Origin of the sequence: Halomonas sp. Ps84H-12, assembly GCF_024124725.1 — a bacterium.
Classification (GTDB): Bacteria; Pseudomonadota; Gammaproteobacteria; order Pseudomonadales; family Halomonadaceae; genus Vreelandella; species Vreelandella aquamarina.
On the sequence record NZ_JAMXSJ010000005.1, the window covers coordinates 134813 to 157114 of the forward strand.

At 56.4% G+C, this 22302-nt stretch carries 21 protein-coding genes and 1 rRNA gene; 9 read left to right on the forward strand and 13 right to left on the reverse strand.

What is annotated here, in order from left to right; genetic code table 11:
- Positions 1-3: 3 nt before the first annotated feature.
- The 4 genes from NH344_RS04080 to queC are packed head-to-tail and all read right to left on the reverse strand — an operon-like array spanning position 4 to position 2487.
- Positions 4-285, reverse strand: coding sequence for a YkgJ family cysteine cluster protein (locus NH344_RS04080; RefSeq protein WP_044628280.1), 282 nt, complete (start codon positions 283-285; stop codon positions 4-6).
- Positions 282-1115 (reverse strand): 6-carboxytetrahydropterin synthase, encoded by an 834-nt coding sequence (locus tag NH344_RS04085; RefSeq protein WP_228219143.1) that lies wholly within the window; start codon positions 1113-1115, stop codon positions 282-284. Before NH344_RS04085 ends, NH344_RS04080 begins: the two co-directional genes overlap by 4 nt.
- Entirely contained in the window at positions 1115-1777 is a 663-nt protein-coding gene (queE, locus tag NH344_RS04090; RefSeq protein WP_253027572.1) for a 7-carboxy-7-deazaguanine synthase, read from the reverse strand. Before queE ends, NH344_RS04085 begins: the two co-directional genes overlap by 1 nt.
- Positions 1777-2487, reverse strand: a complete 711-nt coding sequence (gene queC / locus NH344_RS04095; RefSeq protein WP_253027573.1) for a 7-cyano-7-deazaguanine synthase QueC — start codon at positions 2485-2487, stop codon at positions 1777-1779. The genes queE and queC overlap by 1 nt, the downstream gene beginning before the upstream one ends.
- 193 nt (positions 2488-2680) lie before the next feature.
- Between queC and NH344_RS04100 the strand changes: the two genes are divergently transcribed.
- Complete coding sequence (locus tag NH344_RS04100; RefSeq protein WP_039182150.1) at positions 2681-3097, forward strand: SRPBCC family protein; 417 nt, start codon at positions 2681-2683, stop codon at positions 3095-3097.
- Positions 3090-3758 carry a VTT domain-containing protein gene (locus NH344_RS04105; RefSeq protein ID WP_052509912.1) on the forward strand — a complete coding sequence of 223 codons (669 nt, stop codon included), beginning with the start codon at positions 3090-3092 and terminating at the stop codon, positions 3756-3758. Before NH344_RS04100 ends, NH344_RS04105 begins: the two co-directional genes overlap by 8 nt.
- A 9-nt stretch (positions 3759-3767) precedes the next feature.
- Here the strand turns inward: NH344_RS04105 and NH344_RS04110 are convergent, their stop codons facing one another.
- The 8 genes from NH344_RS04110 to NH344_RS04145 form a co-directional block, all read right to left on the reverse strand.
- Positions 3768-4007: a DUF2789 domain-containing protein gene (locus tag NH344_RS04110; RefSeq protein ID WP_044628276.1), complete on the reverse strand. Its 240-nt coding sequence runs from the start codon at positions 4005-4007 to the stop codon at positions 3768-3770.
- A 100-nt stretch (positions 4008-4107) separates the two neighbouring features.
- Positions 4108-5178 (reverse strand): asparaginase, encoded by a 1071-nt coding sequence (locus NH344_RS04115; RefSeq protein ID WP_044628275.1) that lies wholly within the window; start codon positions 5176-5178, stop codon positions 4108-4110.
- Positions 5179-5208: 30 nt separating this feature from the next.
- Positions 5209-6411, reverse strand: coding sequence for an MFS transporter (locus tag NH344_RS04120; protein WP_044628274.1), 1203 nt, complete (start codon positions 6409-6411; stop codon positions 5209-5211).
- A 10-nt stretch (positions 6412-6421) separates the two neighbouring features.
- The gene (locus NH344_RS04125; protein WP_044628273.1) at positions 6422-6922 is read right to left on the reverse strand and encodes a hypothetical protein; all 501 of its coding nucleotides are present in this window, start codon (positions 6920-6922) and stop codon (positions 6422-6424) included.
- Between the two features lie 76 nt (positions 6923-6998).
- Complete coding sequence (locus NH344_RS04130) at positions 6999-8255, reverse strand: DEAD/DEAH box helicase (protein WP_044628272.1); 1257 nt, start codon at positions 8253-8255, stop codon at positions 6999-7001.
- 272 nt (positions 8256-8527) lie between these two features.
- Positions 8528-9115: an ABC-type transport auxiliary lipoprotein family protein gene (locus tag NH344_RS04135; RefSeq protein WP_044628271.1), complete on the reverse strand. Its 588-nt coding sequence runs from the start codon at positions 9113-9115 to the stop codon at positions 8528-8530.
- 15 nt (positions 9116-9130) lie between these two features.
- Positions 9131-10813: an intermembrane transport protein PqiB gene (pqiB, locus tag NH344_RS04140; RefSeq protein ID WP_044628270.1), complete on the reverse strand. Its 1683-nt coding sequence runs from the start codon at positions 10811-10813 to the stop codon at positions 9131-9133.
- The gene (locus tag NH344_RS04145; protein WP_044628394.1) at positions 10806-12149 is read right to left on the reverse strand and encodes a paraquat-inducible protein A; all 1344 of its coding nucleotides are present in this window, start codon (positions 12147-12149) and stop codon (positions 10806-10808) included. Before NH344_RS04145 ends, pqiB begins: the two co-directional genes overlap by 8 nt.
- Before the next feature lie 185 nt (positions 12150-12334).
- Between NH344_RS04145 and NH344_RS04150 the strand changes: the two genes are divergently transcribed.
- The 6 genes from NH344_RS04150 (at position 12335) to NH344_RS04175 (ending at position 20357) form a co-directional block, all read left to right on the forward strand.
- The gene (locus tag NH344_RS04150) at positions 12335-13309 is read left to right on the forward strand and encodes a calcium/sodium antiporter (protein ID WP_137093362.1); all 975 of its coding nucleotides are present in this window, start codon (positions 12335-12337) and stop codon (positions 13307-13309) included.
- A gap of 220 nt (positions 13310-13529) precedes the next feature.
- Positions 13530-14945 (forward strand): cytochrome ubiquinol oxidase subunit I, encoded by a 1416-nt coding sequence (locus tag NH344_RS04155; RefSeq protein ID WP_062360351.1) that lies wholly within the window; start codon positions 13530-13532, stop codon positions 14943-14945.
- A 3-nt stretch (positions 14946-14948) separates the two neighbouring features.
- Positions 14949-15950 carry a cytochrome d ubiquinol oxidase subunit II gene (gene cydB, locus NH344_RS04160; RefSeq protein WP_054644964.1) on the forward strand — a complete coding sequence of 334 codons (1002 nt, stop codon included), beginning with the start codon at positions 14949-14951 and terminating at the stop codon, positions 15948-15950.
- 3 nt (positions 15951-15953) lie between these two features.
- The gene (gene cydD, locus NH344_RS04165) at positions 15954-17630 is read left to right on the forward strand and encodes a thiol reductant ABC exporter subunit CydD (RefSeq protein WP_253027574.1); all 1677 of its coding nucleotides are present in this window, start codon (positions 15954-15956) and stop codon (positions 17628-17630) included.
- Positions 17627-19333 carry a thiol reductant ABC exporter subunit CydC gene (gene cydC, locus NH344_RS04170; protein ID WP_253027575.1) on the forward strand — a complete coding sequence of 569 codons (1707 nt, stop codon included), beginning with the start codon at positions 17627-17629 and terminating at the stop codon, positions 19331-19333. Before cydD ends, cydC begins: the two co-directional genes overlap by 4 nt.
- 31 nt (positions 19334-19364) lie before the next feature.
- Positions 19365-20357 (forward strand): adenosine deaminase, encoded by a 993-nt coding sequence (locus NH344_RS04175; RefSeq protein WP_253027576.1) that lies wholly within the window; start codon positions 19365-19367, stop codon positions 20355-20357.
- A gap of 40 nt (positions 20358-20397) precedes the next feature.
- Here the strand turns inward: NH344_RS04175 and NH344_RS04180 are convergent, their stop codons facing one another.
- Positions 20398-21384, reverse strand: a complete 987-nt coding sequence (locus NH344_RS04180) for a cytochrome c peroxidase (protein ID WP_253027577.1) — start codon at positions 21382-21384, stop codon at positions 20398-20400.
- Between the two features lie 415 nt (positions 21385-21799).
- On the opposite strand from NH344_RS04180, the gene NH344_RS04185 reads away from it, so the two are divergent.
- A 16S ribosomal RNA gene (locus tag NH344_RS04185) occupies positions 21800-22302 on the forward strand; the annotation flags it as partial.

Genomic DNA, 22302 nt, shown 5'->3' on the forward strand with positions numbered 1-22302 from the left:
CGTTTAGCGAGTGCTCTCTTCTAGCCACGACAGCGTGGCGAGCGCCTCATCGCGGTGCTCGCCACACACGGTGGGGTCATAATCGAACTGCCCGCACACCATCGGGCGCAGCGGGCTGCCAAACAGCGTGCATAAGTTGTTGGCGTCGAGTTGAACGCAGCGCACCCCCGCCGGTTTGCCCTCGGGCATTCCGGGTATCGGCGATGTAATAGACGGAGCTATACAGCAAGCGCCGCAGCCTGCTCGGCATGTGGCGCTGCTGTCACTGGTGATCAACTCACTCATGGGCTCGCTTGTGCTGTCGCGCCTTTGTCGATTCCTTCAAAGGCGTATACGTGAGTGGCGATCCCCGTTTGCTTGGCGATCTGATCGGCCAGCCAGAGGGCAATATTTTCTACCGTCGTGGGCTTTGGCAGCACGCTACAGCGCTCAGATGGCAAGGTGATTGAGAAGCTGCCTTGGGCTGCTTCATAGCGGCAGGTGAGCTGTGACTCGCTATGCTCTGCTATATCTGCCTCTTCCAAAAGATAACGATTATCCAGCCACGCTCCCCATTGCTGTTCCAACTGCGGCTGTCGCTGTTGTTCCTGGAAGATATGCAGGCGAGAGCGATGCCCGTGGGCAATGCGCTGGCAGTTACCCGAATGACGTTTTAATCCATGGCTATAGCCATAGGCAGTACCATTGATAAGCTCATCGCTTAGCGTGAGCGTCACGCGTTCAACATTGGCTGGCCGCTGCTCGGTGAGTTGGGCGCTGAGGTGCTGAGTCACCCGTTCTAGAGTGATCGATGCCCAGGGAAGCAGGGTAAATGCCTCTGTCGGTCCACGAACTTCCATCACGTAGGGCGTGGTGGTGCGAATGCAGAGCCCTTCATCGCATTCGCTGACCTCAACACCGGGTGCTTGGGTGGGCACCAGTAGGGTGTGGTCCAGTCCGCTATCCAGGGTGCGTTTGATCCACGGCTTTACTTCACCGAAGTCGAACAGCATTCCGTCCTCGCCTAGTTCACCCTCTAGTTGAGCATCCACTTGCCAGCTACAGCCAACCAACCCTTTCGTGGGGCACCAAAGAGAGACATCGATATGGGTCAGATGATTAACAAATAGCGCCATTACTCGAATCCTGCGATTTTGTGCGTTTGCAGTGACAGCCGCCACTGTGGGTTGGCCATGCAGTACGCGGTGGTGGCCTGAACGGTCGCTGCGCCGTCGGTGGCAATACTCTTTTGAGCGACGGCACTGAGATCCATCGGCTGTAAAAAGAAGTGGCTAAAGGCGAGGTGAGAAAACTGCTCCGGTGGCGCATCGGCCTGGGGGAAAACCAGTTTCAACTCATCGCCTTGGGTGATCGCTAGCGGGTTGCTACCCTTAGGGCTAACGCAGAGCCAGTCAATGCCCGCAGGAGCGGGCACCGTACCGTTGGTTTCCACTGCCACTTCGAAGCCTTCGCTATGCAGCGTGGCAATGAGCTCGGTATCGAGCTGTAGCAGCGGTTCGCCGCCGGTAAATACCACGTATGGCACGGCGTTGTTAGCTTCCTGAGGCCACAGCGCTTTGATGTGTTCTGCCAGCGCCTGGGCTGTGTTAAACCGGCCGCCATTAACTCCGTCGGTACCGTTAAAGTCGGTGTCGCAAAAGGTACATTTTGCGTTCGCTCGATCTATTTCCCGGCCTGACCAAAGATTACAGCCTGTAAAACGGCAGAACACGCTGGCACGACCTGCCTGGGTGCCTTCACCCTGTAAGGTGTAGAAGGCTTCTTTAACGTGATACATCAGTGCGCCACCTGTGAAGTGTCGATGGCGTAGTCGAGAGGATCGACGCTGTGGTTAGCCGCAAAGGCGGCCAACCGCTCGCGACAGCTACCGCACTGGCCGCAGGCAAGCTCGCGGCCCTCATAGCAGGTCCAGGTCTGGCGATAATCCAAGCCCATGCTCAGCCCGTCGCGAAGAATATCCGCCTTGCTGGCATGCAGGTAAGGGGCATGCAGCGCAACAGGCTCAAAGTTGGCAATGCCAGCTACGTGGTTCATGGCTTCCACAAACTCGGGGCGGCAGTCGGGATATAGGATGTGATCGCCGCCGTGGGCGCCATAATCCACACGGCTGGCACCGATATTGACTGCCTTGGCAATGGCTAACGACAGCAGAATCATGTTGCGATTGGGCACCACGGTGCTGTGGAGCGAGTCGGCATCGTACTCCCCTTGAGGCATGGTCAACGCAGCGTTGGTCAATGCCGAGTTGTCGATCAGCCCGTGGATGGCGCGAATATCGACGACCTGATGAGGGATGGCCAAGGACTCACATACCTGACGTGCAACGTCCAGTTCACGACGGTGGCGCTGACCGTAATCGAAGGATAGCGCATGGACAGCGAGGCCCTCGCGTAGCGCACGGTGAAGGACGGTATAGGAGTCCATGCCGCCGGAGTAGATGACGACGGTGGATGGCGCCTGGGCGCCGGATGATGCAGTGGATGACATGCTGGGTACTCATGGTCGGAGAATTTATGTCGTGCCTGCCCAAGCAGCAGGGCGGTGTTCCGGGGTCCGGTCCGGAAGGCGGGCAGTTTACGCAATGCCGCGCTTGCTGACCAGTGTTCTGGGTGGTGGCATCCGGTGTGCCAAGGGAATTGGCGTGATAAGCTACTCATCTACAGCCGCTAGAGATGGACGCATGGCCACCATAGAACATAGTGAAATCGTTAGAGCCTCCCCGGAGCGCGTATTTGACTTGTTACGCCGAGTGGAAGATTTTGCGGATTATTCGGACCTGATACGCTCGATCGATCGTCTTGGCGAAAACCGCTACCGCTGGCACGTGCGGGCAGTGGGCATGGATTGGGCGTTTGACGTGGAGGTAACCGATATCGATCCTCCAACGGTGCTGGCCTGGGAATCCCTGGAAGGTGTCAAAAACCAGGGGCGCTATCAGCTGCGTGCCGTACCCGAAGGGACTGAGGTGTCGCTGACGCTGAGCTATGACATCCGCAATCGTCTGATGGAAAAAGCGGTGAACAAGGCGGCCAAACCGCTGGTCGGAAAGGTCAGTCGACAAATTCTCGAGCGGGTTGAAGCACGCCTCAATGCGTAAATTATCTCTCTATTCCTGGCGTTGGGCGGCCGCGTTTGCGGTGGCTGCCATGCTGGCCTACATATGGCTTTGGTACTCTCCGGACCTGATGGCGGTGAAACGCTGGGCCGCGACCATGTCTCATCATCCCGTGGTCGTGGTGACGGTCATGCTGACCATGGCGGTCACCCTGGCGATTGGCTTGCCTGGCAGTATTGGACTGTGGTTGATTGCCCCCTTTTATCCCCCCTTGGTCGCTACGGTGATGTTGACCATCAGCAGCGTCGCGGGTGCCTGGGGAGCCTATCTGCTTGCTGCACGGGTCGGCGAGCGTTGGCAGCCCAAGGGGCTGACCCTCAAGGTCATGGACACGCTGAAAGCGCGTAGCGATCTGCTGACGCAATGTGCCATGCGTGTGTTGCCGGGCTTTCCACATTCAGTGATCAATTTTGCGGCAGGCTTGGGGCATATTGCCCTGGGGCGTTATCTGCTGGCTGCAGCCTTGGGGCTGGCCGTGAAATGGGCTGTCTACAGCAGTGCCATTTACGGTGCGCTGGAAGCCATCGAAGAAGAAGACCCGCTGCAGATGGACGTACTGCTGCCGCTTCTGGCGTTGACGGCTTTGTTGCTGGCGGGGGCCTGGTACCGGCGCCGCCTGGAAGCGGCGCAGGAGCAGGCGTGATGCGAAGGCCTATTCGGCTTTGTGCATCGAGGCATCCAGATGATCGACGACCTCGGCCCAGTCGGCATCTTCTTCAACTGCTTCGCGTAGAAAATCAGCTTGGCCCTCATTCCAGCAGGGGGCGTCTGCCAGTGGCATCTCCTTTGGCAGCGGTGAGTGCCGCTGAATAAAGCGTTCGATGGATTCAGCATCCGAGCGTAACCCTAACTGCTCAAATAGTTCGCTAAAGTGATGTACCGGTTGATCCATAAGTGGCTTCCTATCCAGTGGGTGGTTAATACACGTTAAGGACATTGTTTAACCATAGCGGGAATAATCCACTATGCCAGTGTAGTACTGGCTAGATCATTTAACGTTCGCCCACTAGCGTCGTTAAAAACCGTCGCCTCTGATCCTCTAATGAAATTGGTTGCGCTAGTACATGCACCAGTTTGGTGTAGGCGGCCTCGGGCGTCATGTCATCGCCGGATAGCACCCCAGCATTGTTGAGACCGTGCCCTGCTGCATAAGCTCCCATATGCACACTTCCTTGTGGGCATTGGCTGATGGCGGCGATGAGTTTGCCTTCTCCGCTCGCCTTGGCAATCACCTCTAGTAGTGCGGGATTATCCGGTAAGTTGCCTGCGCCCCATAGCTGTAGCAGCGCGCCTTTCACGTTTGGATGGCTAAGCCACGCCTCTAATTGCCAGGGCGCTATGCCAGGCCATAGGGTAATGCGAACCACCTCGCCATTGGCGACAGGCTGGTAGTCCACCAGCTCAAAGCGCGGAGCCCCGCGCTGCTGGTAAGACAAGCCGCGGCTGGGGAACAGAATAAAGTCGTCGCCGATGCGCTCGCCCAGCAGTGGGTAGCTGGGTGATGAAAACGCCTCGACAGCCTCGCTGTGCTGTTTGATGGCGCGCGTGCCTCTGAGCAGGCGGTTGGCAAAATAAATGGCCACTTCCTGCAGTTCGGGATGGGCAGCAAATCGTAGAGCGCCGTAGAGATTTTGTAAGGCATCGCTGTTAGGAGCCTCTAGGGGAGCCATGGCACCCGTCAACACCACAGGCCTATCTAAGCCCTGCAATTGGTAGGCTAAGCTAGCGGCGGTCCAACTTAGCGTGTCGGTACCGTGAATTACCACAAAACCACGATGCTCTGTAAAGCGCTCGGCGATGTCGGCGGCTAACTGCTGCCATGTTATTGGGGTCGCCGCGCTGGAATCAATCAGAGGTGAGTAGCTGATGACATCATAAGCAGGGAGCATTTGTTGGTCCCGCAACGGCAGCTGGCTCAGTGCGCTGGCCAAGCGTTTAGGAAAATCACCGGCAGGTGAGAGCCCGTTAGCCTGAGGCTGCATGCCGATCGTGCCGCCGGTGTAAATCACAAGCAACCGCTCTTGGCTGCTTTGAGCATCTGCAAGGAGAGGAGCCTGGCTCATCGCTGTATCCTGTTGAAAGCTAAGAAGTAGTTAGCGGTGATATACCTGTAGTTGGCCGCTTTGGTCATCAAGCTGCCGTTTGCGTCCCGCAAAGAACGCAAAGCCGCAGCAAACGCCGATCAATCCAATCAGTAGCCAAGCAATATGCTGCGTGGTAGCACCGGCTTGGAGCATCAGACCAACCCCAAAGGGCCCCAGTGCGGCCAGGGTATAGCCGCCCCCTTGCACCAAGCCAGAAAGCTGGCCTGCAAGGCGTTCGTTCGCGGTTCGCAGTACCAATAAGCTTAATGCAAGGCTAAAACTTCCACCTTGCCCAAGCCCCAGCAACACGGCACCGGGCCATCGCCATGCCAACGGAGCGGCTAACAGCATGACAAGCCCTAGGGCGGTACATACCAATACCAACAGCAGGGCCGGGCGCTGGTCGTGATGCAATCGCGCAATCCAAGGCGCACTCAGTGCTGAGACCAGTTGGCACATAATGGAAACGGCCATCGTCCAGCCAGCGGTTGCCTCGCTGTATCCGCGCTCAATCAGAAGAGTTGGCAGCCAGCCGAAAACGATATATGCCATGGAAGATTGAATGCCCATAAAGAGCATCACCTGCCAGGTTAGCGGCTGCCTGAGTAGCGACACGAGGGGGATGCCGGTGGGCAGGTTAAGCGTTGGTTTTGGCGCAGGAGATGGTGCATAGCTGATCCATACGATGAGTGTAGCTAGTGCGAGCAGTGACCAACTGACTAGGCTGGCTTGCCAGTTGCCCAGCCACTGCATTAACGGCACGCTGAGCCCAGCGCCTAGAGCGCCCCCCAAGCAGAGTGCCATGGTGTAGAGCCCGGTGAGCAAATCCGCATTTTGAGGCAGCTCACGCTTGACTAGCGCGGGTAACAGCGTGCCCGCCAAGCCAATAGCACTACCGGCCATGGCGGTACCTAGATAAAGCAATCCAGGAAAAGGCAAAACCCGTAACAGCAAGCCGCTGGCCAGCAGGAGTAATGCGGCACTAAGTGCACGCTCACTCCCTATACGGTTGCCAATCATTGGTGCCAAGGGGGCGGTTAAGCCAAGAAAAAGAACGGGGAGCGTGGTTAGCAAGCCCGCCGCTGAGGCGGAAAGCCCCGCATTTTCTTGCAGCCGACTTAGCAGGGGGGCGACCGAGGACATGGCAGGGCGTAAATTTAGCCCCACCATAAACATCAGCAAAATGAATCGGCAAGCGTGGCGTGAGATCATGAAGCGGCGCTTATTTTAAGTAGGGGCGAAGGTCGCCTCGCACCGCATCTAGCAAGGTGATGAAGTGATAATCTTGCGTGGTATCCAAGCAATCAACACGTGCCTGGGTACGCATGCCTTTATTGATATCAAGCTTGTCGTAAATTTCCAGCGTTAGCTTGCGTGCCGGTTTATCACCTGGCGCGATGATGCCATCTTCTAGGGTAAAAGTTTCCAATAGTGTGACCCGAACGCGGGTGCTGTTGCCTTCGCTTAGTACGCGCCGTACAAATAACCAACCTTCACAGGGGAGTGAGGCGTTATCGCGTTCGCGTAAAAACAGAGTGCGATAACAGGCACCTTCGTTTGAGGCTTTTTCAGCCATGCTGCGATAGGCCTGCAAGACCTGATTAGCTGAGGCGCGGGCGTCCTCTAGGCGCTGAGAAATACCTTGATGCTCGCGGCTGAGTTGCTCCTGACGCTGAAAAGTCAGCCATTGACGATAATCTGCCATGAGTTGTGAAGACGCCATAATCACTCCATGAATTAATTCAGCAAAAACGCCGGAATAAGCGAGGCGCTACCTTCGCATATTCCGGGCGTTCGGGCTACCGGCGAGTGCGACGGCGGCGCTCGCCACCAGCATTGGCAGCTTGGCCGCCAGGCTTGCGGTTAGCCCTTGGCTGGCGCTGGCCGCGGCGGCCATTCTCGATCGGTTCTGGCTTGGCGTTGGGGTCTGGCTCAAAGCCTGGCTCAATATGTTTCGGCAGCGTTTGATTAATCAGGCGCTCAATGTTTTTGAGTAGGCCGTGTTCATCGACACACACCAAAGACACCGCTTCGCCATTGCTACCCGCGCGCCCTGTGCGCCCAATACGGTGGACATAGTCTTCAGCCACGTTGGGCAGATCGAAATTCACCACGTGAGGAAGTTCATTAATATCTAGCCCGCGTGCCGCAATATCGGTGGCTACCAGCACTTGTAGGTCGCCGCTCTTGAAAGCACCCAGCGCCCGAGTACGTGCTCCTTGGCTTTTGTTGCCATGGATCGCCATCGCGGGAATATCCTGCTTGGAGAGCTGTTCAGCGAGCCGGTTAGCGCCATGCTTGGTGCGGGTAAACACCAGCACCTGGAACCAGTTGTGGCGCTGGATCAGATGGGCCAATAGATCGCGTTTTTTGTCGCGATCAACGCGGTAGATGGCCTGCTCAATTTTTTCTGCCGTGGTGTTGCGTGGAGCCACTTCGATGAGGGCAGGGTTATTCAGCAGTTGCTGGGCCAGCGTTTGGATCTCGTTAGAGAAAGTGGCAGAAAACAGCAGGTTTTGGCGCTGTTTCGGCACCAGACGCAATAGCCGTTTGATATCGTGGATAAAGCCCATGTCTAGCATACGGTCGGCTTCATCTAACACCAGAATTTCAATGGCGGAGAGGTCGACATGCCCTTGCTGGTGCAAATCAAGCAAGCGCCCAGGGGTGGCTACTAGAATGTCCAGGCCGGCTCTTAAAGCGTCGACTTGGGGCTGCTGGCCCACGCCACCAAAAATAATGTGTGAACGTAGTGAGAGGTGCTGCCCATAAGCAGCCACGCTTTCCCCCACTTGTGCAGCCAGTTCGCGGGTGGGTGTGAGGACCAGTGCGCGAACCTGGCGTTTGCCAGGGCGTTTGCCATTTGCCAAGCGCTGTAGCATCGGTAGCGTAAAGCCAGCGGTTTTGCCGGTACCGGTTTGTGCGCTGGCAAGAAGGTCGCGACCTTCAAGAACGATGGGGATGGCCTGTTGTTGAATAGGCGTAGGCTGTGTATAGCCCTGCGCAGTTACCGCGCGCAATAAATCGTCATGCAGACCAAGATCAGAAAAACTCATGCGTTCTCCGCAATCGCATAGCAATCGGCGCCACTAGCTCGGCGGCGTTGCTAGGCGTAATGTTCAAAAAGCGAGGATGGTACACCGTCGCGGCAGCGAAGTTTGCCAGATAATACGCTGTGCCGCGACGGGCATTTATACGTCTTGTAACGCCATACCAGGCATAACAAGGGGGTGACAGGGTAGCGCTGACAGTGATGTCATTTATTGGCAAAGAGTGTAGCACGAAAGTCTCACACCAATGCTGTTCCCCTAGCGATTGCAATAAAGGTTTAGAAGTAGCCGCCTTGTCGAACCTGCTGAGCAATTTGTGCAGCAACACTCTCCCAGCTTTCGCCCAACGAACGGACCAGGGCAGGGTAGCCATCCTGTTCAAGAGTGGTTTCTGCAGTGAAGCTTTTGAGTGCGAGCAACTCGCCATCGGTATCTCGAAGCTGCCACTGGCCGCTGGCTACCGCGACACCGTCAAAGCGGCCTTGGAATTGATCCACTTCCATGGACAGGGTGAGCGCCCCAGGGCTGCTACCTTCTGCTCGTACCACTTGCACGCTGGGTAACTGATCTGCCAATTCGGCCCGTAAGGCGCGTTCAAGCTGGCGCCCAATACCCTCCGCCCACTGGTGCTCCCGCGCTTCGTTTAACGTGATGTCGTCTAACTGCATCACAATCCCGTCCACGTCTAAATAGTGGGCTAGTCGAGGTGTGCGCACTTGCAGTGTGGCCTGGGCGTTAGCCGGTGCGTTCACTGCTGGGCTGGCAGGAAGCATATAGCGTGCAGGGGGAGAGACACTGCTAGCGCAGGCGGAAAGCAGCAAGCTCAAACTGATGATCAGCAGTAGTAGCGGTAATCGGCGTAACATGACGTTCAATCCTTCTTAACGGGGAGCACGAGGAATCGGGTCCTGCGTTTCTAAATTGTCGAACAGCAGCGCGCGTGGGTTCTCGTTCAGCGTCCGAGTGAGCGGTTGTAGGTCACGCATCAGCCGATCCAAACGCTCAATGGCGCCGGTAAGCTCTTGATAGGCGGGCGATGAAGGCGAGACCCCTTGAAGGGTGCTGCGCAGCTCTTCCAGCGTGCCGTTGAGGTTGCTCCCGATGGCTTGCGTTTCTGGATCATTGAGCAACTGATTGATAGACGCGCTGACTGCACGCACTTCGTTCAGTACACTTTCAGAAGCTTGCAGGTTGCGGTCCAGCCCGGCTATCAAAGGTTCTACTTCCAAGGCGTTTAGTTTTTCAAGCAGGCTAGTCACCTGAGCCTGAATCTGTGCAAAACCGCCCGCTACCGTCGGGAATACGGTCCGCTCGGAGAAAACTTCCGCGACGTATTCGTCGGTAAGGTCACGCCGGAAGTTAAGGTCCACAAACAGCGCACCCGTTAACAGGTTGCCATTCTTGAGTGATGCCCGAAGGCCTAGGCCGAACATGCGCTTAAAGCGGTTATCCCACTCCTCCAGGTCGATATCGGTGTTTTCGATCCCTAAGCGTTGTGGTTCGATGCGGATGAGCACAGGGATGGCGAAACGAGCCCGCGAATCGGGCTGTGGCGCCGTAAAATTCCAGGGTACTGCTGCCACGGTACCAATTCGGACGCCACGAAACTCGACCGGTGCGCCTCGTGATAGCCCGCGAACCGTGTCATCAACAAGCAATACATACTCTAGATAGCGGTTAAATGTGCCTTCCCGGGCAGTATCTTCATCAGCATAGAGGTTAAAACGTGTATTGGCTTCTACCGGCTTACCCATGGGAAGATCTTCAGGCACACCAAAGGTGACACCGCCACCCAGCAGAGCTTCCAGCGATTCTACGTTGACCCGCACGCCGTCAGCATCCAGGCGGAAGTCCACTCCGCTAGCGGTCCAGAAGCGGGTGCTATCGGTCACGAGCTGGGCGTAGGGTTCTTCGATAAATACTTGGTGGTGCATGGTACGTGTGTCTGCATCGAAGCGAGCGTCTTCTACGCGCCCTACCGTGTAACCTTGATAAGAGACGGGATCCCCAACACGCAGCGAATTGCCTAATTGGCTGACAAGGCTAATTTGTAATCCTGCTTGCCCAGCAGGCGCGACCGGTGGGAGATCGCTTACCTCAAACTCCCGCTTAGGCTCCTCTGATTGCCCAGGCTCAAGCTGTATATAAGCCCCCGAGAGTACCGTGCCCAGGCCGCTGATGCCTTCGCGACCAATGCGCGGCTTGACGACCCAAAAGCGACTGTCTTCGCGGAGCATGGCTTCGGCTTCGGGTTGAATTTGAGCCATCATCACCGCGTGAGACAGGTCATCAGACAAACGAACGCTCTGTACGCGGCCAATCTCAACATTGCGGCTGCGGATCAGCGTACTGCCCGCCTCAATACCTTCTGCGCTGTCCATGGTCAGCGTCACCATGGTGCCCCGGCTTGAGTAGTTATCATAAACCAGCCACAGCCCAATAATGACGGCCACCAAAGGAACTATCCAAATAGGCGATAGCCGAGTTTGTGGCGACGATTTTGCTTTATGTAACTCATTGTTTTCAGCGTTTGAGGTATTCTGAGGTGTTGAATCATTAGCCATCAACAGGTTCCTTGGTGGCCGCTTTACGGCGAAGAGGGCGTGGAGTGTGGGTATCCCAGATTAAACGAGGGTCAAATGTCATGGCAGCCAGCATGGTGAGCACTACGACGGCACCAAAAGCTAGCGCGGCAGGACCTGGTGTAATCGACATTAATGACCCAGCGCGGATGAGGGCGACCAAAATGGCCACGACAAATACGTCAACCATTGACCAGCGTCCAATAAATTCAGTTAATCGATAGAGGCGGGTACGGCTCTGTGCGTTGAGCTCGTTGCTGCGCTTAATCATCAAGCATAGCCATGCGAGTGCCACCAGTTTGCCAACAGGCACAATCACACTGGCGATAAAAATCACCGCAGCCACCGGCCAGGACCCCATTTGAATGAGCTGGACAACGCCGCCAACGATAGTGGAGGGTGCTGAGCTGCCTAAACTGGTAGTGGTCATGATGGGGTAAAGGTTGGCGGGTATATACATGATGCTAGCTGCAAAGAGAAGCGCCCAGGTGCGCTGTAAGCTATGTGGTAGGCGCTTATGCAGTTTTTCATGGCAGCGAACACAGCGTTCTTTTCCATACTGAATGCGATTAATCAATCCGCAGGTAGGGCAGCCAGTGACATGCTGGCTAGCAGCGGTGGTGCCAGTGAGCGTGCCTTCAGGAGCAAGGGGTTCGCCTTCCAATGAGAACCACATCCAGTCAGCGTCAATGGACTGCACCGTCATTAATAACAGTATGGCGAACAAGCAGAATGCCCAAAAGGAGATGCCAAGTTCAATCTGCGCCATGCCAGCAACTTTAATTAAGCTTACCAGTGCGCCGATGATGAATACATCGGCCATCATCCATGGGGTTAGATGTGCCAGGGAGCGGGCAATGTCACGGCTAAAAGGCATAGGGCGAGACTGCAGTAAGCCAAACTGAAGCCAGACGACGCTTACAAGATATACGGCGGGCAGCACGACAATAGTCATCATGACCGCAATAGCTACTATCGGCTGGTGGAAAGCAATCAGCGTGGTGGCGGTCTGCGATAGATCAATGCGGTTGCCAACACCGCTAACGCTGAAACTGACAAAAGGAAAAGATACCGCGACTATTAATGCGACCAATGAGGCTAACGCTAGCGCCATACTGCGCTGAGCAGGATAACGGTGGCGCTTCACTAACACATGCGAGCAGCGAGGGCAGGTGGCTTTTTCACCAGAGTTCAGGGGGGGGAGCGCAGATACCCAGTCACATTCATGGCACGCACGCAAACGCCTTCGCTGGGTGCGAGTTTCAGGGGGGGAGCAATCAACCTGGGGTGTATTAACCGGCAGCGAAGGCCGTTTCATAAAGGCGTAATGGGGCAACAGCAAACTCTCTGTGCATAATACGGTTAGAACCAATACGATGGTATATCGTGTGTGTCAACCTAGGTAACCTGATAACTACTTGCAAACAGTACTTGACCAAATACCAGAGTTAGACAAGGATGCAGCCGCGATAGTGCCTAACATTATGACATCAAGGAACTGAAATGTTACTTGCCTTTATTGCTGTGGTAGTAGGCTTGGTCCTGCTCATCTGGAGCGCAGAAAAATTTATTGATGGCGCTGCGGCAACTTCGCGGTGGCTGGGGCTGTCGCCGCTGCTGATTGGTATGTTGGTAATCGGTTTTGGTACTTCTGCACCGGAAATGATGGTGTCGGTGCTGGCAGCGATGCAAGGCAACCCAGGCTTGGCGGTGGGGAATGCGTACGGTTCCAACATTGCCAATATTGGTTTGGTTTTGGGCTTTATCGCACTTATCTCTCCGTTAGCTGTTCATTCAGGTGTTATCCGTAAAGAAATGCCCCTGTTGGTAGCGGTGATGCTGCTTACCGGCTATATGCTTTTCGACGGTTGGATTTCCCGTGCTGAAGCTATTGTGCTGCTAGTGGCGCTGGGCATATTTATGGCGATCAGCATTATTCGTTCTCGAGGTCAGGAGGATGATCCGTTGTTGGGTGAAGTGACCGAAAGTCTTGATAGCAACCCGATGTCGCGCGGTAAGGCCATCATGTGGACGCTGATTGGCTTGGTGCTGTTGATTGCCAGTTCGCGGCTGCTGGTATGGGGAGCTGTCGAGATCGCGGTAGCTTTCGGAGTCAGTGATTTAATTATCGGTTTAACCGTAGTCGCCGTAGGTACTTCTTTGCCGGAACTGGCTTCTTCAATCAGCGCACTGCGGCGTAAAGAGCACGATATGGTGCTGGGCAACGTGGTGGGCTCCAATCTGTTCAATAGTTTGGCCGTGGTAGGGTTGGCGGGTGTCATCACACCTATCGAAGTGGGTCGTGAGGTGCTGGTGCGTGACTGGAGTGTCATGACCTTTATGACGCTTATGATGGTGCTCTTCGCATTTTCTTGGCGTGGTCGCCCACGGCGTATCAACCGCGTTGAAGGCGGTGTTCTCTTCGCCATTTTTATCGCCTACACAGGCTATATGGTCAGCATTGTGGTGATGTCTTAAACGATTGCACCGAAAAATGGTGGTTTGTCTGAGGAGTATGCGTCAATGCGACACAGCTTTTCAGGCAAACTATCGCTGTATAACGGCGCTCGAAACGTTAAACTACAACACATGTAAAGAATAAGCTTAGTGCTTATAACTAAAATGCAGCGCCATTAAGGCTCAACTAAGCTTGTGACACCCATTGATGGGATTTTAATCCAGGTCTTAGGAGCGTGTGATGGAACTCGACCCCCTTTTACTATCGCGAATGCAGTTCGCCTTCGTTGTATCGTTTCATGCGATTTTTCCGGTCTTCACCATCGGTCTGGCGTCTTACATAGCGCTGCTTCATGGGCTGTTCTTCAAGACCAACAACCCCGCTTGGGACCGCCTGGCACTGTTCTGGACCAAGGTGTTTGCCGTGGTTTTCGGAATGGGCGTCGTCTCCGGGATCGTCATGTCTTTCCAGTTTGGCACCAACTGGAGCAACTTCTCCCAGGCGGCCTCCAACTTCCTCGGGCCGGTGCTCAGCTACGAGGTCGTTACCGCTTTCTTCCTTGAGGCGGCATTCCTCGGTGTCCTGCTCTTTGGCCGAGGCAAGGTGCCACAAGGGGTTCACCTGTTTGCTGCCATCATGGTGGCGATCGGTACTTTCATTTCGTCGTTCTGGATTCTTTCTGCCAACAGCTGGATGCATACGCCGGCAGGGGTAGAACTCATCGACTATCGGTTCCACGTGGTTTCCTGGACCGAAGCGATATTCAATCCCTCCTTTCCTTACCGCTTCGCGCACATGGCCATGGCATCTTTTCTGACCGGTGGCTTCGTGGTGGCCGGTGTGAGTGCCTGGTTCCTGCTGCGTGGTCGCGACCCGGAAGCCAACCGTCGAGCGCTTTCCATGTGCCTTTGGTTGCTGCTGTTTCTGGCGCCAGCCCAGGCGGTCGTGGGGGACTTCCATGGTTTGAATACTCTGGAGCACCAGCCGGCCAAAGTGGCGGCCATGGAAGGGCATTGGGAAACCTCTGGCAACGTTCCGTTGCTGCTGTTCGCCATTCCGGACCAGGAAGCGCAAACCAATCGCTTTGAAATCGGTATCCCCAATCTTGCCAGTCTCATACTGACCCACTCTACGGATGGGGTTATTCAGGGGCTGAATGAATTTGCTCCTGAAGAGCAGCCACCGGTCTGGATCGTCTTCTGGGCGTTCCGCGTGATGGTAGGGATCGGACTGTTGATGATTGCCACCGCCCTGATAGGACTGTTGCTGCGTCGCAAAGGCAAATTCCATCAGCACACCGGGTTCCTCAAGACGCTGGTGTACATGATCCCCATGCCGTTCGTCGCCGTGCTGGCTGGTTGGATCGTGACCGAGTCAGGACGTGCCCCATGGCTGGTATACGGCATGATGACCCATGCGGAAGGCGTTACGCCTTCGCTAACCGGCCCCATGGCGCTGTTTACGCTGGTGGGCTACGTGCTGGTGTACGCGGTGGTGTTCTATGCCGGTATCTACTATCTGACCCGCGTGGTGCGTAACGGCATGCTGCCCAAGGAAGAGCGTGAAGCGGCAGGCGACAATTTCAGACGCCCCATGCGTCCACTGTCGGCCACGGAAACTCCCTTTGATGACGATGTCGACCCGGTGAGGAACTGAGACATGGAAATGTTTGATCTGACGATAATTTGGGCAGGCATTATCGGGTTCGGACTGATGATGTACGTGCTGATGGACGGTTTCGATCTGGGGCTTGGGATTCTGTATCCCTTCGCCCCGGACGAAGACGCCCGGGATGTGATGATGAACTCCGTGGCGCCGGTCTGGGACGGCAACGAGACCTGGCTGGTGCTGGCGGGTGCCGGTTTGCTCGGGGCTTTCCCGCTGGTCTATTCGGTCTTCCTGCCCGCACTCTATATTGGTGTGTTCTTGATGCTGGCGGGGCTTGTTTTCCGGGGTGTGGCCTTCGAGTTCCGCTTCAAGTCCCGGCGCAATCGTCGCTGGTGGAACCGCGCCTTCTGCTGGGGCTCCGGCGTGGCCGCTTTCGCTCAAGGGGCGGTGGTTGGTGCTTACATTCAGGGGTTTCATGTCGAAAACTTTGCCTTTGCAGGTGGCGCTTTCGATTGGCTGACGCCATTCTCGGTACTGACCGGCTTCGGCCTGATGGCAGGTTATGCGTTACTGGGAGCCACCTGGCTGATCTTGAAATCCGAGGGCCACATTCAGGAGTGGGCGTACAAGATCACCCCGCTGCTGTTGGCGCTGGTACTGGGCGTCTTCGGTATCATCAGCATCTGGACTCCGTTCGTGAATCCGGTGGTCTGGGAGCGCTGGTTCGGTCATTTGCAACTGATCTGGGTGTTCCCGGCATTGGCGCTGCTGTCGGCTTTCATGGTGTATCGCTCCGTGAAACGTCGTGACGAGGGCATTCCCTTTGTAGCCACCATCGGCATCTACGTGTTCACTTACCTGGGGCTGATCGTCAGCAAGTGGCCCATCATCGTGCCCCCCAACTACACGCTGTGGGATGCCGCTTCCGCTCCTGAATCTCAGCTGTTCCTGCTGATCGGTGTGCTGTTCGTCATTCCGATCATCCTGACCTACACCGCCTGGACCTACTGGGTCTTCCGCGGCAAGGTGCGTGTAGGAGAGGGGTACCACTGATTCATGCCCCCTCCTGCGGCCCAGTCAAATTCGTTGACGCCGCGCCGTTGGCTGAGCACGCTGGCTCGTCGTGAGCGTGCTCGGCTGGCGCTGGCGGCGTGCTTCGGCGTGCTGTCCGGCGCTCAGACGATCTTGCTGGTGGTCGGGTTGGCGTGGTCGATCGAGCAACTGGTCGTTCATGGCCGCTCACCTGTCACGCTGGTGCCCGTGCTGCTCGGCCTGGTGGTCGCCGTGGCGTTGCGCTCACTGTTTCTTGCCCTACAAGAGTCGTTGAGTGCAACTGCCAGCTTGCGCATCCGTCAGTATGCTCGGGAGCAGGTCTTGAACAAGGTCGCCGCGCTAGGCCCGGTCTGGATGACGCGGCAGCAGAGCGGTGCCCTGGCGACCCAGTCGGTCGAGCACATCGAAGCCCTCGATGGCTATTTCGCGCGTTTCCTCCCGCAAATGCGCATCGTGCTGTTACTGCCACTGCTAATAGCCGTCGTGGTGGGCTGGCTCGATTATCTGGTGGCCATCTTCTTGCTGCTCTCTGCGCCATTGATTCCGCTGTTCATGGCGCTGGTCGGCATGGGGGCAGAGCGTCTCAACAAGGAGCAGTTTGCTTCCGTTGCCAGGCTCTCGGCGCATTTCGTCGACCGCGTACGCGGCATGACGACGTTGCAGCTATTTGGTCATACGCGTGCTGCCCAGCAGGACGTCTGGTATGCCACCGACCAGTATCGCCGCCTGAGCATGCGCACTCTCAGGCTGGCATTTCTCTCGTCAGCGGTATTGGAATTTTTTGCCTCGGTGGCCATCGCCGTCGTCGCCATGTACGTGGGGTTTGGTCTGTTAGGCTATATCGATTACGGTCCTTCCCCCTCGCTGACCCTGTTCAGCGGTCTGGCGGTGTTGCTACTGGCTCCGGAGTTCTTCCAGCCCTTGCGAACCCTCTCGCAGCATTATCACGACCGTGCTGCGGCGCTGGGGGCGGCAGAGAGCATCGTGACCATCCTCGATGAGCCTGACGTGGTGCCGACCCGGTTCGACGCCCCCGTCGAACCAGATGCACTGATTGAATTGGTGAATGTCGAGGTGGGCTATGGTCGGCACTCGGCGGTCTTGACGGGCGTCTCGGCCACGATACGTCAGGCAGATGTGGTGGTTATTACCGGAGAGTCAGGCAGTGGCAAATCTTCCTTGCTGTCGCTGATGGCTGGTTTTATGGCGCCTCTGCGTGGCGCTTGCAGAGTCCGCCAGGGCGAGCAAGTGGCGTGGCTGGATCAATCACCCTGCATCATTCAAGGCTCGTTGGCCGATAACCTGCGCCTGGCGGCGCCTGATGCGACACCGGCTGCCATGCAGGAGGCCCTGGAAAACGCAGGCCTGGGGGAATTGTTGGCTGCCTTGCCTCATGGCCTGGAGACGGTGGTAGGGGAGCGCGGGGTCGGCTTGTCGGGAGGTCAGGCGCAGCGCTTGACCCTGGCTCGGGTATTTCTCAGCCAGGCACCGCTGGTGTTGTTGGATGAGCCCACGGCCAGCCTTGATTCGGCGACGGAAAAGAGCGTGATCGACGCACTGCTGGCCTGGTCGGCGGAAGGGCGAACGTTAGTCATGGCAACACATCACCCTGCGGTGATGGCCGTTGCCACTCGCCACTGGGTGTGTCGAGACGGCCAGCTTCACGAGGTGGCGCCATGAAGTTTCTGCACAATGACCTGAGCCCATGGCTGGCGCTCATGTTAAGGCGCAGGCAGCGTTTCCTCGTGGGTGCGCTGCTGGTATGGGTAACGTTGCTGGCGGGCCTTGCGCTGCTGGGTTTGTCCGGCTGGTTCATTGCGGCGTGTGCCCTGGCGGGCATTGCGTTGGCTGCCGGGTTGCCATCATCACTGGATATTTATGTGCCCGGCGGCGGCATTCGTTTTTTTGCCTTGCTGCGCACTGTCGCTCGATATACCGAGCGGCTCTACAACCACAATACCGTGCTGACGCTGCTGGCGGATTTACGCTATCGCGTCTTTGGTGACTTGACGCGCCTGGATGACGCATCGTTGCGGCGTCGGCGAGTCGGTGAGTGGTTGAGTCGCCTGACGGCGGATATCGATGCCCTGGATAGCCTATATCTACGCCTGCTAGTGCCGCCAGTAGTGGCCTTGTTGAGTGTCTGGATCATTGCAGGCTTCATCGCTATCTGGTTGCCGCTGGTGGGAGCCGTCGTGGCCAGTGTATTGACGCTGCTGTGGCTGGTCATCACCCTGGGCTTTGCCAGGCTGGGTTTCACCAACAGCCATCGGCAAGTGGATGATCAGGAGGAGCTTCGGCGGCTGGTGTTGGATCAGGTACAGGCGTCCGCTGAGCTGATGAGCTACCGAACCAGTGACTGGTACCGCAGGAAAATACGAGCTCACGAACAGCAAGCGCTGGATAACCAGCGTCAGTTGGCCGTGAAGGCCGCGCTGGGAAATGCGCTACTGATGGCGGTAACGGGGCTGTTGATCATCGGTGTGCTCTGGCTGGGGAGTCTGGCACTGGCCGAGCAGCGCGTGGTGGGCCCCATCATGGTCATGGGCGTGATTGCCGTGTTTGGTATCAATGAAGTGTTGGCCAGCCTGCCCGCCGCGTTTGTGCGGTTTGGCACCAGCCACGGGGCGGCTCAGCGGCTGAATGCTCTGCGGGCGACACAAGAGCAAACGCGTGTGGACTCGCTTCCGGATGACGAGGGTGGCCATGCCCTGCAACTGCGTGAGGTCATGTTCCGTTATCCTGATGCGGCGGGCTGGGCGATATGTCAGGTTTCTCTGACTCTGCCTGCCGGTCAACGTGGTGCCATCATGGGTATTTCGGGTTCGGGCAAATCGACGCTGGCCAATTTGATCATGGGCCGTATCTCTCCCACTGAAGGGGATGTGTGGGTGGCCGAGCATGCACCCTCTGCCGTTACCCTCGAAAGTAGTGCAGCACATATGGGGTACCTCCCCCAGCAAATAGACCTGTTCGATGGATCGCTGGCCGATAACCTGCGGATCGCCAAGCCTGATGCGACAGACGAAGAGCTTTGGCAGGTGCTTGCCCAGGTCGCTCTCTCGGACTGGGCGAAACGCCAGCCTCGTCAGTTGGCGACTCAGGTGGGTGAAAGAGGGCAGCAGCTTTCAGACGGGCAGGCGCGCAGAGTGGCGTTGGCGAGGCTGCTCTTACGCTCGCCCTCGGTGGTATTGCTGGATGAGCCCTTCGCGGGAGTGGATGCGGCAACCGCCCGGCACGTGGCGGCCTCGCTGGACGCCTGGTTGGTAGGCCGTACGGCGATTTTCTTTGTTCATCAAGTGGATGATGCGGCTCTGGTGCCGGGTTTGGCTTATCAATGGCGGCTTGATGGTGGTAAGTTAATTCACGATACTTCATTTTGATATTCACCGAATCGGCAAGTAGGCGGCGACCATGAACGACTTTTTACGGTACCTTCCCAAGGCTGAGCTTCACTTGCATATCGAAGGTTCTCTCGAGCCGGAACTGATGTTCCAACTGGCGGAACGTAACGGCATCGAACTCCCCTATGCCACGGTCGAAGAGGCCAAGGCAGCTTACGATTTCAAAGACCTGCAAGGGTTTCTGAATCTTTATTACCAGGGCATGAACGTCTTACGCAGCGAACAGGACTTCTATGACCTGGCCATGGATTATTTCAAGCGTGCCCGTTCGGAAGGCGTGCTGCATATCGATATGCACTTCGACCCTCAGGCGCATCTGCAGCGTGGTGTACCTTTGGAGGTGGTCATGGCGGGACTGCTCAGGGCCAAACAGGAGGCCGAGAGCCAGCTAGACCTTTCAGTGGGTATGATCATGGCCTTTCTGAGGGATCGTCCAGCCGACGAGGCACTGCACGTTCTCGAGCAGGCGGCACCCTACTGGAAAATGCTGGATGCCATTGGCCTGGACAGCGCCGAGCGTGACAACCCGCCCGAGAAGTTTCAGGCCCTGTTTGCGCGCGCCAAGGAGCTTGGGCTGGTGCGTGTGGCTCATGCGGGCGAGGAGGGGCCTGCCGCTTACATTACGCAAGCCCTGGACCTGTTGGACGTTCAGCGCATCGACCACGGTGTGCGCTGTCTCGAAAGCGAAGACGTCGTGCAGCGTCTCAAGGAGTCCCAGACGGTACTGACCGTGTGCCCGCTCTCCAATGTCAGCCTGAAAGTGGTCGATCAATTGGATCAGCATCCGCTACCGGCGTTGTTGGAAGCGGGTCTGAAGGTCACCATCAGCTCTGACGATCCTGCCTATTTTGGTGGTGGGCTGCTCGAAAATCATATCGCCTGTGCCGATGCCTTTGGCTGGGGAGAAGATACCTTCAAATGGCTGAATCGCAATGCCATGGAAGAAGCCTTCGTCAGCGACGCGCGGCGCGCCGAACTGTTGAAGCGCCTGGAAGCAGCCTGATACAGCCTGCTGCCGCCCCTATGGGCGGCGGCATAGTGCATCAGGGTAGAGCGGGCACCTCGAAATCGGGCATTTCACCTGTCAGGGAGTGCAGAAATGCCGTGATGTTATCAATGGTGGGTTCGTCAAACTCACGTCCCAGCATTTCCTGGCCCATAATGGCCACGGCTTCTTCGAGCGTTTCGGTGGCACCATTGTTCATGTACGGGTAAGTGACGCCGACATTACGCAAGGTGGGGGTGCGGAAGCGGTACTTGTCTCTTTCTTCGCCGGTCACCACGTAGCGACCCAAATCTGTCGACCCCGGCACCTGAATGGCGTGGAACTGACTATCGGTAAAGTTGGCGCCGCGATGGCAGGCAATGCAGCCATTATTAACAAAAGCTACCATGCCGTTTTTCGCTTGTTCGCTAATCGCGTCCATGTCCCCTCTTAAATAGCGATCAAAGGGCGCATCCGGGGTGTTGAGCGTTCGCTGGAAAGCGGCTAATGCTTGTCCTAAATTATCAGCGTTGATCGGGTCTTCTTGATCAGGGTATGCGGCTGAAAATTTATCTTGGTACCGTTCAAATTCAGCTAGGCGCTCCAAGGCATGCTCTAGCTGCATCGCCATCTCAACGTCTGCTTGGATGGGTCCTAATGCTTGTGCTTCAAGGTCGGGTTCTCTACCGTCCCAAAACTGTGCATCTAAAAATCCACTGTTGAGTACAGTGGGCGTATTGCGCTCGCCAACTTGGCCGTTATGGCCAACGGCGCGAGGTATGCGGTCTGACCATCCCAACGCAGGGTTATGACAGGTGGCACAGCTAATAACCCCGCTAGAGGAAATGCGCGGTTCAAAGAACAGCATATTACCCAGCTCAACTTTTTCCTCTGTCTGGGAGTTAGTGGCAGGTAATGGTGGTAGGTGTGGTAAAGGCTCAAACCTCTGGCGATACTCATCTAGGCCATCGCTTGCCTGCGCTGCGCTAGCAGAAAGCAATAGAGTGGCGCCGAGCGCTGAAATCACTTCATATTTGTTACGCATAGTTCCCTCTCTCATCTGGCTCTTTTTTAACGACACGCCGACAATTAGCGGTGGTGTGACGTGAGTATTAGCTTAAAAAAGGGCCGATTCTGGAAGGTTGCGCTGGGTCAAATGTTAAGTCTTTATGTGAGGCTTTCTCGGTCAGAGTACTAATGCGAAAAAAGTGTTGACGCGCTGATTCAAATGCGTAAAATACGCCCACATCGAACGGCGACGCCCTTCGAAAAGCTCTTTAACAATTTGATCAGGTAATTCATGTGGGCGCTTGCCGATGAGGGTGAATCATCACCTAATATCAAGGCAAGCGAACACCAGGATACTCTTCGGAGTATCACAGTGAATTCGTTTGAACCTTGAGCCAAGTTTGATCCGCTTTTGTTGCCTTCGGGCAGCGAGTAAGGATCGCATTGATCTTAAACTGAAGAGTTTGATCATGGCTCAGATTGAACGCTGGCGGCAGGCCTAACACATGCAAGTCGAGCGGTAACAGATCCAGCTTGCTGGATGCTGACGAGCGGCGGACGGGTGAGTAATGCATAGGAATCTGCCCGATAGTGGGGGATAACCTGGGGAAACCCAGGCTAATACCGCATACGTCCTACGGGAGAAAGGGGGCTCCGGCTCCCGCTATGGGATGAGCCTATGTCGGATTAGCTAGTTGGTGAGGTAACGGCTCACCAAGGCGACGATCCGTAGCTGGTCTGAGAGGATGATCAGCCACATCGGGACTGAGACACGGCCCGAACTCCTACGGGAGGCAGCAGTGGGGAATATTGGACAATGGGGGAAACCCTGATCCAGCCATGCCGCGTGTGTGAAGAAGGCCCTCGGGTTGTAAAGCACTTTCAGCGAGGAAGAACGCCTAGCGGTTAATACCCGCTAGGAAAGACATCACTCGCAGAAGAAGCACCGGCTAAC